Source organism: Methanococcus voltae (assembly GCF_024807655.1).
Classification (GTDB): domain Archaea; phylum AGJL01; class Methanococci; order Methanococcales; family Methanococcaceae; genus Methanococcus; species Methanococcus voltae_D.
Map to the genome: position 1 here is coordinate 276,961 of NZ_JANUCR010000002.1, position 13,323 is coordinate 290,283.

Below are 13,323 nucleotides of genomic sequence, written 5' to 3' on the forward strand. Positions count from 1 at the left end.
CAGGGGGCGAATTTAATGTATTTATCTTTTAATTTTGAAGTACATCAACCACATAGATTAAATAAATTTATAAACAATGATATGGACTTATGGGGTAGATATATGGATATAAACCTCAACAAAGAGCTTTTTAAAACCGTATCTAAAAAATCATACTACCCGGCAAGTTATTTATTGTTAGATTTAATCGATGAGTACGATATAAAGGTTTCTTTTAGTATTACCGGCACTTTTATCGAGCAAGCTTTAGAATATGACAATTATCTTTTAGATATTTTTAAAGATTTGGTCGATACTAAAAATGTTGAATTAATGACCGAAACATATTATCATTCTTTAAGTTGTTTTATTTCCGAAGAAGAATTTACCGATGAAGTTAAAAAACATCAATATATGACAAAAGATTTATTTAAATACGAGCCGAAAGTTTTTAGAAATACTGAATTAATCTATAATAATCGAGTTGCAAAGATAATCGAAAATATGGGCTTTGATGGCATTTTTACCGAGGGTGTAGACCGTGTTTTAGAGTATGGCTCTCCAAATTATCTTTATAAAACACTTTCTGGGTTAAAAGTACTTCTTAGAAACTATAGTTTAAGTGATGACATAGGATTTAGATTTTCATCACAAGATTGGTCAGAATACCCCTTAACTGCTGAAAAATATGCAAATTGGATAAATGGCTGTAATGGGGATTGTATCAATCTTTATATGGATTATGAAACTATAGGGGAGCATCACACTAAAGAAAGTGGTATTTTCGAGTTTTTGACTGCACTTCCTGAGCAATTAGCTATGTTGGAAGATATAGAGTATGCTACACCGTCAGACTTAATAAAAAACTGTAATCCTCGGGGTATTATCAATGTATTTGAGCATAATACTATATCTTGGGCAGATATGGAAAGAGATGCAAGTGCTTGGTTGGGAAACAAAATGCAGGATTTAGCATTTCAAAATTTGGAAAGTTTGAAAAATTATATAAATTTCTTTGAATATTCAAAAGAATCACAAGAATATTTGTTGTATAAAAATTTACAAACGAGTGATAATTTTTATTATATGTGCAATAAATCGTCAAGTGATAAGGACGTTCATAATTATTTCAGCCATTTTCAAAGCCCTTATGACGCATATGGAATTTATTTAAATACAATACACGATTTTAAGAATTATATAATCTTAAAATCAACAAATAATGAAATTATTGATGATATATGGATAAAAAATTAAAAAATACTAATAAAAATAAACTAACTAACTTAATAAATAAAAAAATAAAATATTTAATCATTATTTTAATTATCTTAATTTTGCACCACAGAATGGACAAACAAGCCACGTAGCATCAACTTCTCTTCTACATTTCCTACATTTTGGAATCGTGTCTTCTTTTTTCTTCAATTCAACACCACAGTGTGCACAGTGCATCCAATCCGGTAAAATAGGTTTAGAACATTCTTTACAGTATTCTACGTCGTCAAATACCATATTTTCAGTACTTGCACCGCAATGTATACAGTGTTCCCATCCTACATCTATAATACCATTACATTTATTACATAAAGTTAAACTGTTGAAGAATTTGATTCCTAACGTTCTTTTAACCTTTTCTAAGGTTACCATTGCTTCTCTTTTAAGAACTTCATCTAAATCATAAGATATTATGTATTCAATGCCAGTTATAATTTCATTTAATGACCTTTTATCATACATATCCATATATTGAAATGATTCCGGTCGAGATTCTGTAAGGTCAACTAATCTTTTTAATGTAACTAATTTTGTAGCTGGAACTGCACTTCTAAGCCCTTTTACAACACTTGCTTTTTCTTCTTCGTTTAGGGGTATAACGGTAACCATGGTAATCCTCCCAGTTTTCACATAATGGTTAATAGCATTACATTTTGCTACTTTTTACTACTTTTTTATTAGGACATAATTATTTAAATATTTATTTAATTAAATTTACGTTTTAAACAATATATGGTATTTGAGAATTAATCAATGAATTAATGAATTAATGAATTAATGAATAATAATTGATAAATATATTTATATCAATAAAGGGTTATTATCGATAATATACCTCTAATTCCCCTAAACTCATAATTTTGGGATAGTAATATTCTAAATTTCCATAATATTCACTTCTTGAAACATTGCGTAAATTTAAAACTTTGAAATTTTGCTGTTCAATTTCAAATTTATAGTAATCAACTAATGTGCCAGAATTATTGTATTTCGATAATATCGTACATTTTTCAAGAGTTTCAAACTCATTTACTGAAATCCAAACTATTTTACAAATATTTAATTTACTATCCCTATCTAATTCATTATGTAATCTATTACCTAATTCTGAAACGACTTGATTACATGTTAAATATGTATTTCCATCTTCATCTTCATAGGTTTCATAAGAAACTACGCCAACCTGTTTGACTTTATAGTCGTAAGTTTCTGATTTTACTTTTTCAGTCGTAAGTATAAGTGGAACAGCGGTTAATATTATTATAATTATCCCTACGAATATTATTGGTATATTAGAATCTCTTGATGCCATGGTTTCACAATAAATACTTTTAAACTAATTTTTAGACTTAGAATTTTTTAATTTAAGGGTATGATTCACATTATCTATTACAATTAGTTATGAAATTTACCATATATAATACTTACCTCATCAATAAGACATAATATATTAAAAAATTAAAAATAAAAAAAATAATTAATAAAAAAAATAAAAACAAATACTATGTAATAAAATAATAATTAATAAAATAATAATTAATAAAATAATAATTAATAAAATAATAATTGGTATAATTATAGATAATTATATCCTTTATCAAATGCCATAGTATTCTTTTGTTCAGTTCCTTTTGGAACGCTTTCTAAAAGTGCTTTTTTGACTATTTCGGGGTTTATTTCTAATATTTTAGTCAAAGAGCCAAGCATTACAATGTTTGCAACAATTCCCAATCCTATTTCTTTATTCGCAATTTCTGTAAATGGAATCTTATAAACATTGTTTTTTGATTCGTACTCCTTAGAAATACTTACAAGGTCTTTATCAATTAAAATAGTCGCATTTTCTTTTATTTCTTCACCATATTTGTCAAAAGCAGGCTGGGACATAGAAATAAGTACATCTGGTAATATAACTTTTGGGAAATCTATTTCCTCCTCTGATATCACCACTTCAGATTTACTTGCTCCGCCTCTTGCTTCCGGTCCGTATGATTGTGTTTGAACGGCATTTTTGCCACCGTACAAGGATATTGCTTTACCCAATATAACGCCGGCTAATATGATACCTTGACCGCCAAATCCTGAAAATCTTACTTCTTTTCTCATAATTTCACTCGATAGCTTAGTTATATTATATCATAATTTTTTACAATTTTATAATTCAGTTATGGTTTTATAAATTTTTAAATTTAAAAGTTTAAAAGTTTAAAAGTTCATATTTCTAAGTTAATTCAAAATTTCGTTATAATTCTTGTAATTTCTTCAATTGTTCAATATATTCTGGTTTTTCAATATCTTGGAATTCTCCAATAATTATTTTATCAATTAATTCCTCAGCACTCATTTTTTCAGCTTTAGCAACCCTTAAACTACTATTTTTTAAATGAGTCATCATTTCTCCAGGTTTCTTAGAAACGTTAAATCTACCGTAGTATGTAGGACACTGTGAAATGACTTCAATGAAAGCGAAACCTTTCTTTTCCATTCCCTTTTTAATTGAATTAGCAATTTGTATCGGATGTGCAGTTGTCCATCGAGCCACATATGAAGCACCCGCAGCTTTTGCAACTTCGCATAAATTTAAAGGGTTTTCAGGGTTTCCATAAGGTGCTGTCGTTGCCTTTTTTTCGTGTGGAGTCGTAGGTGAGCATTGTCCCCCAGTCATACCATAAATATTGTTGTTAATACATATCACAGTCATATCAATGTTTCTTCTACAGCCGTGTAAAAAGTGATTTCCACCTATTGCAGAGGTGTCCCCATCACCTGTGAATACCACTACTTTTTTGTCTTGTCTTGATACTTTTGCCCCCAAAGCAAAAGCAATCGGTCTACCGTGAGTAGTGTGTAATGAATCACAGTTTAAATATCCCGGAACTCTCGAAGAACATCCGATTCCTGAAATTGCTATTATATCATCAGTTTCTAATTTCTGTCTTTCCATAGCATTTATAAAACAGTTTAATACAATCCCATTACCGCAACCTGCACAAAAAATGTGAGGCAATCTATCTTCACGCATATGTTTTATCGAAGGATGCATTTTATCACCACTTGAATTAATCAAATTAATCAAATTAATCAAATTCAACGTAATCAATCCGATTGTATTGATTATCAATAATACTCATAATTAATTGTAAATCTCATAATTAAATATTTATTACATAATTTAATAATATAATATCTTAACTTCATTTAAATAATTAATTATCTCAAAAATAAATAAAAGGATAAATAAAAGGAATTTAAAAATAAACTTTATTACTCGTTTAATTATTATTCGTAGATAAATATCCATATATTTACATTTATATATATGCATATTACATTACATATTACATATTACATATTTGCTGCAGCGTGAGATAATTCGAATACTGCCCCGCCTAAATCATTACCTATGTCTTGTATTTCACTAATGTCTAATTCGATGTTTTTTTCTTGGAATTTAACCGTGATTGGTAAGTATTTGTATGTGAATTCTATGAGTTCAAAAGGTTTTGCAAATACTTCAACAGCTATTAATCCAGAAAACTCTGGTTTTACAATATTTACGCCGTTAACGGATTCAAATTCCATAGGCTGAGTAATAACCTTGTTAACATACATATCTTCGCTAACGGTTTTTACAATGTTTGATATTACTTCTTCTTCGCTTTTTCCAAATCCTTTTAATACAAATTTAGCATCAATATAACCGTCTTCTAAAAAGTCGAATTTATCGTCTTCGTCGTAAATACCTTCTTTTAGCTCTTCGATTGTATTTTCTATTTCCGGTTTTGTAGATACTGTATAACTAATATCATATCTTGCTTGGATTTTATTGAAAAAGTCAAGTATGTATATCAATAGCTCTCCAAATTCTTTTGAATTTACAGTTATTTTTGAAGGCTTCATTACTTCTAAATCAGCACCCTGCTCCATACAGTATTTTATATAGTCCGTAAAAGTTTCAAAATTCAATTTCATTTCTAAAATTTTAGAATAGAATGTGGTACCGCCATTTTTCTTTTCATCAAATTCTTCATCACAATCTTCAGATAATACTTCCATATTCGGGTATTTTTCTTTTAATTCTTTTAAAAATTTGTCGTACATAACTTCAGTGACATCTTTATCATTACTTTTTACTTCTTGAAATGTTATGATTTCTATTTCATTTGTCATAATATGCCCTCATTGTTTATCGTTTAAATTAATGTTTTGTAAATTTTTATAAATACACTTGTCATTTGAATTTTGATTTTTTAACGCATATTTTTTATTACTTTTAGAAATTATATATAAGTATCTATATATAATTAAACACATATACTTAAAAAACTAAAATATATTTACAATTTTTTGTTAATATTATACAAAATATTATACAAAATATTATATAAAAATTTAAAATTTAATAATTTATTATATCTGGGGTTTTATTTATGTTAATTATGTTAATTTTGATATTTGGTGTATTATTAGGTTATTTATTCAGAAAACAATTAAAAAATAAAAATATGTCAAATATTATTAATTTAACCTTAATTTTGCTGGTATTTTTTATAGGTGTTTCAACAGGAAAAATGGAAACAAATGCACTATCTACAGTTATGGTTTCGTTAGAATTTTGCCTACTAACAATGATTATAACTCTAATACTTGCTACAATTTTAATGAATAGGATGAAAATGAACTTAAACGCAAAGAAAACAAAAACAAGAAATACTAATTAAAAAATAAACTAAAATAAACTAAAATAAACTAAAATAAAATAAGAAAAACAAAAAAATAAATCTAAATAAAAAAATAAGGATGATTATATGATTAAATCACAATTTATATTTAAAAATTCTATATTAAAGAAAATAGTTGATAAAATATCTTTTACACATATAATGCTATTTGCTTTAATAGGGGGATATGCAGTAGGGAAATATACATCCATAGATTTTGCAAATACCTATGAATTAATGCTTTATCTTATGATATTTTTGATAGGCGTCGATTTAGCAAAAAGCGACGGTTTAAAAAGTATAAAACACGTGGGTAAAATGGGATTAATATTGCCTGCAATATCAATTTTGGGGGCAGTAATAGCCGCACTAATTGCAACGCCACTTTTTGGAATTCCTATAAAATATAGTTTAGCTATTTCTACGAGTGTAGGGTGGTACAGCTTAGCAGGTCCTACAATAGCAACTTACTCCACAGAATATGGGCTTATTGCCTTTTTAATGAATTTTATGAGGGAAATATTCACAATGATAGGTTATCCACTTGCAGTAAAGAAATTCCCAAAGGATAGTGCTATAACTTTGGGTGGGGCTACCTCAATGGACTCTACAATGCCAGTTGTGGCTAAATTCGGAGGTACTGAGTATACTATGCTGTCATTTGTTCACGGCGTTATATTGAGTGCTTTAGTACCGTTTATATTACCATTAATATTGATGTTATAAATTAATAAATTAATAAATAAATTATGTAGTTATTTTTTATTATTATCTTATTTTATTATCTTATTTTATTATCTTATTTTATTATCTTATTTTATTATCTTATTTTATTATCTTATTTTATATTATTTCATTATTTTTATTAAACTTAATTTATACCACATATTATCTTATAATTCATCTTCTTCATCTTCAAAAATACTTTTGCCCAACGTTTTGTCTGATAAATCATTTTCAGTTTTTGACCATAACTCATCAAACATTACATCTTCCCCGCCGTAAACTCCGTTAAATCTGTTCATTTTTACAAGTGCAGGGATTTTAAGACAAGGACCTAATACAATAGCTTCACCCACGTTTAATGAAGGTAATTGCGTGATTAAATCTTCACTTAAGCTTTCAGAAGCTTGTTGTATGTATCTTTGGTCTTTTGGTTCTATTATCTTTGAGATTATAAAGTTATTGCACTGTGAAAGTGCTTCTTGGTCAAGTGTTTTAGGACGTTGAGAGACAAGACAAATACCGACACCGAATTTTCTACCTTCTCTCGCAATTCTTGAAATAGGAGTTTTTGACTTAGTCGGCCTATTTTGAGGAATTACCAAATGTGCTTCCTCATATATTATAAATATTGGATTTGCAGTTTTTGTATTCCAAAATGATTTTTTTCTATCTTTTAATATCTCTTTTGAGAAATAAGAGATTATTAAATCGGTACTCTCTTCATCAAGTTCGCTGATATCAACAATATTAATTCTATTTTCTTTAATTCCCGAAATTGGGTTGTAATTTATTGCAGTAATTTTTGATTTATACGCTAATAAATCCTCAAATCTCATTTTTAAAGTTATTAAACTATCTAATTTATTTTTATACTCGTCCATATCGGCGTAAATTTCTATTCTATTTAATATGCTATTTATATACTCTTCAACGCTGTTAAATTCAACTTCTTCGTGCTCTTTATTTAATCCAAGTATTGCACGTCTACCGAAAGACCTTTGAATTGATGCAGAAGGGTCTACACCTGCTAAATTCATAAGTGAATCAGGATGCATATTATAAACATTTATTTTAGGTTTTATCGGGTTTATTTTTAAATCGATGCTATAACTTTCCATTTCTAAATATTCCCTATGCATATCAAACACTATTACCGTAGCATTCAATTTTTTAAACTGTTCTAATAACACGGAAATCGTATTCGATTTACCCTGCCCAGTAATTGCCAAAACTGCCAAATGTCGAGAGCATAATTTATTTACGTCTAAAGATACACCTATATCTGATGATATCAATTTTCCAACTTCTAATTTACCATTTGCAAATACTTTATTGAGTGTTTGTTTTGGAGTTTTGTATATTTCATTTAATGGCTTAGGTGGACGTCTCGGTATTTGCATATTTTTGGTATCTCCCAAAATTTTTATTGAAGAAATCGTATATATCTCATCTTCGTCTTCAAATTCTTTTAATTTGGAAATTGCACCATATTCTTTTAATTCATTAGTAATTCTATTCCCTCGAATTACATTTTCAACCATTCCCAATATTTCAGTTCCTTCGTCGTCATATATTGATAAATATTCCCCTATTTCTGGAACTTCTGAAGATATCATTTGTAACTCATAAGAAGACGTTTCACCTATCGTATACCCTAAAATTTTTAAATCATCAAATTCCTTTAAATCGTTTCCCTGATTCATATTTACCCTCTGTTGTAATTCTATAACTAAATTAACAATTATTGTTGTAATATTTAATAATTTACTATTTAATAATTTAATTGCACATCTATTTGATATTTAATTATAATATGCCTCAATTATAAATAATCTATTTATTTAATATCGATTCGGATTTACACAACTATGGGAAAATATTTGGATTTTGGAAATATTACCTGTAATTAACCTCAAAATCTTAATCAAATGTATATTAACTATCGAATGTTATTTTATATCAAAAACTATATATGTTTTAGAAACAATTTATAAAATATTAAGTATATAATTGACTAAAATCGTTTTTAGATTAAAAAATTTAATGGATTGGTAATATCTATACGATAAAAAGGTTTTACAATTGTTAATTAATTTAAATCAATTCTAAACCCATACTTAACGTAATAATTTTAAATTTAATTTTAATATTTAAATATCTTCATATAATCAACTAATTATTATTTATTAACTAACAATAACTAACAATAATTATCATACTAAATAATTATATAATTGATAATAACAGACCCATAAACATATTGGGGGATTTTTATGGCAAAAATTTCGAGTTTAGAACGTTCTAAGCTAGATAGAATTGCAATTGATATGTTAATATCCGCTCCATTAATGGATGGGAAGGAAATGGAAGAAACTTTGGAACAGTTAAAATATATGGCAATGTTAAAGTCCGGTAAAAGAAAAGTGAAAAAAGAGCTGGACAACTGGGCTTCAATAGCTTATTTGGAATCTTTAGATAAGGATGAAACTAAAACTTCCGAATCTAAGCAATAATATATCTGATAATTAAAATTCAAAAAATTATATTATATTATATTATATTCCATATTTCTATGTTTTTATTTTAATATTTTAATATTTTAATGTTGAGTGATTATATTTAATTTAAATGCTTTTTTTTAATAAGGTATATTAATAAATTTTATAAAAATAGCTATATATTCGAAATAACTATTTTAACTATAAGGATATAATATACAATAGTAAATACATTATATGCAATAACTGTTCATAAGAGCAACGCATATAACTAAATAATTTCAGGTGTAATATGATAAAAGATTGTAAAATATGTGGCGGGACTGGTAAAAAGGTTATAAAGTACGACGTATGTCCCGATTGTGAAGGAACTGGTTATCAGGAAGAATTTGAGACCAAAAAGCACTTTAAAAGTGCATCTAAAAATTCAAAATATGATTTTGATGATGCCGAAATACCTTGTTCAAAGTGCGAAGGAACTGGAAAAGTACCTGTTTATGGTTTGTGTGAATTTTGCGAAGGTACTGGTAAAATAATAGCTTGTGATGAGTGTGGGGTTCAAATAGGTAAATATCCGGACGATTCAAACAAAAAGCTATGTAAAAACTGTCAAAAATCTAAGAAAGACGAACAGGATAATAAAAAAGTAGTCTACGTTTTAGATGAATTTATTACAATGGAAGACCTTGAAGAAGGTAAGTTCTACAAGGGTAGAATTTCAAGAACCGAAAAATACGGAGTTTTTATTCAATTAAATGATAAAGTTAGGGGATTATTACGATTTAAAGAAGTAGTTGGTAGGAAAAACAGCGACTTTAAAATCGGTGATGACATAGTAGTGCAACTTTCAGAGTTAAAATTAGGTAAAAGAGAAGTAGACTTTAGATACATACCAACATCCGGATACGAACTTAAGAAATTTGAAAAACACTATGATTTAATACCTATTGCTCAGATATTTGAGAATGGTCTCGAAAATATGAAAGATAAGGTAATTAAAATTAGAGGGGAAGTAATCCAAGCAGTACAAACTCCTGGACCAACTGTATTTACGATTACAGATGGTACTGAAGTTGGATGGGTTGCAGCATTCGAAAGTGCAGGTGTTAGGGCTAATCCTGAGGTAGACCTCGGTTCAGTAATTGAAGTAGTTGGTTCAGTTGGTGTAAGGGATGGAAAACTCCAAATTGAGAGAATGACTATTGATATACTCGAAGGGGCAGAGGAAAAATCTGTAAAAGATACAATTGAAATACAATTGGATAAAAAAGCGGAAGCTAAAAGTGATATTGAATTTTTAGTGGAAAGTCCAATTTTAGAAAAATTAAGACCTAAAATGGCAGACGTTGCTAAAAGAATTAGAAGAGCAATGTTAGATGGTAGACCTCTTATATTAAGACATCACGCAGATACTGACGGTTATTCTGGAGGTATTGCCTTAGAAAAAGCAATATTGCCGGTATTGAATGAATTTTCAATGGATTCAGGAGCTCAATGGCACTACTATAGGAGAAGTCCTTCAAAAGCACCATTCTATGAATTAGAAGACGTTACAAAAGATATAATCTTTTCATTGGAAGACTACATAAGATTTGGTCAGAAAATGCCTATGGTAATACTCGTAGATAACGGAAGTACAAACGAAGATATACCTGCTATTTCAGAGATTAAAGCTTATAATGTAGAGGTTGTTGTTGTAGACCACCACTACCCTGGTGAAGTAATCGATGGAAGAGCAGAAATTGACGATTATATCGATGCACACGTAAACCCTTACTTAGTTGGTGGAGACAGCAATTTAACAGCTGGTGCACTTGCAACTGAAGTAGCAAGAATGATAAATGACGACGTGACCGATTTAATTAAGCACTTGCCTGGTGTTGCAATGGTAGGGGACCACGCAACCGGTGATGAAGTAAATCAGTACATAAAATTAGCTTTGGAAACCTTAACCGAAAATAGTAAGACAGCTTCAGCAAAAGAATATACTTTCGAAGACTTAGATACAATCGCATTATGTATGGACTTTGAAGCATTCTACTTGAAATTTATGTCTGGAAACGGAATTGTAGAGGATATCCTTGCAGTAAATAAAGAAGAATTTGCAAGACACGAAAGATTAATTAATATATTATACCACAGGGCTATGAAAATGGTTGACAGGCAAATGAAAAGCGTAATACCATCTATTAAGTCAAGAGAACTCTCAAATGGTATTTTATTAAATGTAATCGATGTTGAAAAATACGCACATAAGTTTACATTCCCAGCACCTGGTAAAACTTGCGGTTTTGCACACGATAGTATCGTAAAAAAACACGGTGAAGGTACACCAATCGTTACACTTGCATACGGGCCTGATTTCAGTGTAGTTAGGGCAACTGATGCAGTAAGTGAAAAATTCAGCTTTAACTTAAACTTAATCGTAAGTCAGTTAATGGAAGAAATCCCTGAAGCTTCACTCGATGGTGGAGGACACGAATGTGCAGGAAGTCTTAAGTTCGTGGAAGGTCTTAGAAGTAAAGTACTCGATAGATTCTTTGAAATTGTAGAATCTATGAAATAATAAGTAAAAATAAACTAAAATATAAAATAAAATTAAATAAAATATAAAATTAAATAGAATCGATAAAAATAGATATATTTGATAAATATTACAGATATTTATTTTTATTATCAAGATTTTATTATATTGAATTACATTATCTTTTTTCCATAAAAAATTAAACTATAAAATTGTTTATTTTAGGCAATTAATCCAAAACTTTTAAATTATATAAATTAATCGCTGTATTTAATATTTTTTCGTTGTTAGATAAACCATTTACCCATTTTTTAGGAATTGCGTTATATCCATAGTAAGTACCTGCAAGTGCACCGCACATACTACCTATACTATCAGTATCGCCCCCTGCGTTGATTGAATTTAGTAAAGATGATTTAAAACTATTGCTTATCATAAATGAGAATATTGCAGACGGAACTGCTTCTATAGCATTTATTCCAGTGCCTAATTTATCATAACCTTCCAATATAACCTTTTTATCGTAATTACTATTATGTACTTTTTCACAAATTTCCAATATATCTAATATTTTTTCAGAAAATTCAATCGAAGTATCGATTAACAAATGACTACAGTCTTCAATCGATTTTCTAAATTCAGGGTATTGATATGGTCTTTTTTGTTTAGTTTCTTCAATATATACTATCGGATTGTACCCTTTTTCCATATGCTTTTTGTTAATTACGTTTTTGTTGTATTCAATTATTTTTGCATATGTTGAGTGGCTTGCATCAGTATGTTCATATTTAGAAATATCATTATCGTAATCAATATTGCCATTATTATTATCATTATCTTTATAATTTTTATATTCATCTTCTTCTTTTTTTTCTTCCAAATCTTTGGAGAGAAATGCACCCACATCTTTTTCATATACGCTTTTTATGAGGTTCATATTGCCCAAACCGTCATCAGAACCTTCTTCAAGTCTGTATCTATCATAGGTATTATGTGCGATACCGTGTATCAAACATTTTGAAACCATATATGATATTGATAAAGCACCTGCTACTGCATTAGGACTATTATGGGTTAGTTTTGTAATAGAAATACTTTTTTCAACTAATTTGCTTAAATCATCGTAATAAAATAAACCTAAAGGTGCCGTTCGCATAGCAGAACCGCAGGTTTCTGAAGGCATACCCTTTTTGATTCCTTTTGATAAATTTTCAAGTGCTTTACTACTCGTAGGTCCTATACCTATGGGGTTATGATTATACCAGTAGAGTAAATTTTCAATAAATTTATCTTCACTGTACCCAAATTTGTCAAAAGCATTCGAAAGTGCTAAAGTTTGCTCTGTATCGTCAGTATAATCTCCTGCTTTTAAAATTCCTTTAAATTTGTTAATTGGGTCTATATATTCCCTTATTCCACCCATTTCTTCAATTTGTGCCCTAGTAAACCATTCTACAGGCATACCTAACGCATCACCTACTGATAATCCGATAATACATCCTTTATATTTATCCTCGTATGCTTGGGCTTTGTTTACCATATAATCACTCTTTTAAACTTAATAAGTATTATGTTATGAATGGTTAATTTATTTATT

At 28.7% G+C, this 13,323-nt stretch carries 12 protein-coding genes; 5 read left to right on the forward strand and 7 right to left on the reverse strand.

Annotation, left to right across the window (positions count from 1 at the left end):
• Nucleotides 1-15: 15 nt before the first annotated feature.
• On the forward strand, nucleotides 16-1,236 hold the full coding sequence (locus tag J3E06_RS03870; RefSeq protein ID WP_013179500.1) for a glycoside hydrolase family 57 protein: 1,221 nt from the start codon (nucleotides 16-18) through the stop codon (nucleotides 1,234-1,236).
• Between the two features lie 69 nt (nucleotides 1,237-1,305).
• Here J3E06_RS03870 and J3E06_RS03875 read toward each other — a convergent pair whose 3' ends face one another.
• The 5 genes from J3E06_RS03875 to J3E06_RS03895 all read right to left on the reverse strand — a co-directional run bounded on the left by J3E06_RS03875 (nucleotide 1,306) and on the right by J3E06_RS03895 (nucleotide 5,427).
• The gene (locus J3E06_RS03875) at nucleotides 1,306-1,866 is read right to left on the reverse strand and encodes a double zinc ribbon domain-containing protein (RefSeq protein WP_013179502.1); all 561 of its coding nucleotides are present in this window, start codon (nucleotides 1,864-1,866) and stop codon (nucleotides 1,306-1,308) included.
• Nucleotides 1,867-2,077: 211 nt separating this feature from the next.
• Nucleotides 2,078-2,569: a hypothetical protein gene (locus J3E06_RS03880; protein ID WP_013179503.1), complete on the reverse strand. Its 492-nt coding sequence runs from the start codon at nucleotides 2,567-2,569 to the stop codon at nucleotides 2,078-2,080.
• A 263-nt stretch (nucleotides 2,570-2,832) separates the two neighbouring features.
• Nucleotides 2,833-3,363, reverse strand: a complete 531-nt coding sequence (locus J3E06_RS03885) for a 2-oxoacid:ferredoxin oxidoreductase subunit gamma (RefSeq protein WP_013179504.1) — start codon at nucleotides 3,361-3,363, stop codon at nucleotides 2,833-2,835.
• A gap of 136 nt (nucleotides 3,364-3,499) precedes the next feature.
• A complete protein-coding gene (locus tag J3E06_RS03890; RefSeq protein ID WP_013179505.1) occupies nucleotides 3,500-4,300 on the reverse strand; it encodes a 2-oxoacid:ferredoxin oxidoreductase subunit beta in 801 nt (266 codons plus the stop codon).
• Between the two features lie 302 nt (nucleotides 4,301-4,602).
• A complete protein-coding gene (locus J3E06_RS03895) occupies nucleotides 4,603-5,427 on the reverse strand; it encodes a hypothetical protein (RefSeq protein ID WP_013179506.1) in 825 nt (274 codons plus the stop codon).
• A gap of 260 nt (nucleotides 5,428-5,687) precedes the next feature.
• On the opposite strand from J3E06_RS03895, the gene J3E06_RS03900 reads away from it, so the two are divergent.
• Nucleotides 5,688-5,978 carry a LysO family transporter gene (locus J3E06_RS03900; RefSeq protein WP_013179507.1) on the forward strand — a complete coding sequence of 97 codons (291 nt, stop codon included), beginning with the start codon at nucleotides 5,688-5,690 and terminating at the stop codon, nucleotides 5,976-5,978.
• A gap of 87 nt (nucleotides 5,979-6,065) precedes the next feature.
• Nucleotides 6,066-6,704, forward strand: a complete 639-nt coding sequence (locus J3E06_RS03905; RefSeq protein ID WP_013179508.1) for a lysine exporter LysO family protein — start codon at nucleotides 6,066-6,068, stop codon at nucleotides 6,702-6,704.
• Nucleotides 6,705-6,871: 167 nt separating this feature from the next.
• Here J3E06_RS03905 and J3E06_RS03910 read toward each other — a convergent pair whose 3' ends face one another.
• Complete coding sequence (locus J3E06_RS03910; protein ID WP_013179509.1) at nucleotides 6,872-8,407, reverse strand: helicase HerA domain-containing protein; 1,536 nt, start codon at nucleotides 8,405-8,407, stop codon at nucleotides 6,872-6,874.
• Nucleotides 8,408-8,977: 570 nt separating this feature from the next.
• On the opposite strand from J3E06_RS03910, the gene J3E06_RS03915 reads away from it, so the two are divergent.
• Both J3E06_RS03915 and J3E06_RS03920 read left to right on the forward strand, forming a co-directional pair.
• On the forward strand, nucleotides 8,978-9,217 hold the full coding sequence (locus J3E06_RS03915; protein ID WP_013179510.1) for a hypothetical protein: 240 nt from the start codon (nucleotides 8,978-8,980) through the stop codon (nucleotides 9,215-9,217).
• 277 nt (nucleotides 9,218-9,494) lie between these two features.
• The gene (locus J3E06_RS03920; RefSeq protein ID WP_013179511.1) at nucleotides 9,495-11,768 is read left to right on the forward strand and encodes a DHH family phosphoesterase; all 2,274 of its coding nucleotides are present in this window, start codon (nucleotides 9,495-9,497) and stop codon (nucleotides 11,766-11,768) included.
• Between the two features lie 187 nt (nucleotides 11,769-11,955).
• Here J3E06_RS03920 and J3E06_RS03925 read toward each other — a convergent pair whose 3' ends face one another.
• Nucleotides 11,956-13,266 (reverse strand): ADP-ribosylglycohydrolase family protein, encoded by a 1,311-nt coding sequence (locus tag J3E06_RS03925; protein WP_013179512.1) that lies wholly within the window; start codon nucleotides 13,264-13,266, stop codon nucleotides 11,956-11,958.
• Nucleotides 13,267-13,323: the final 57 nt, after the last annotated feature.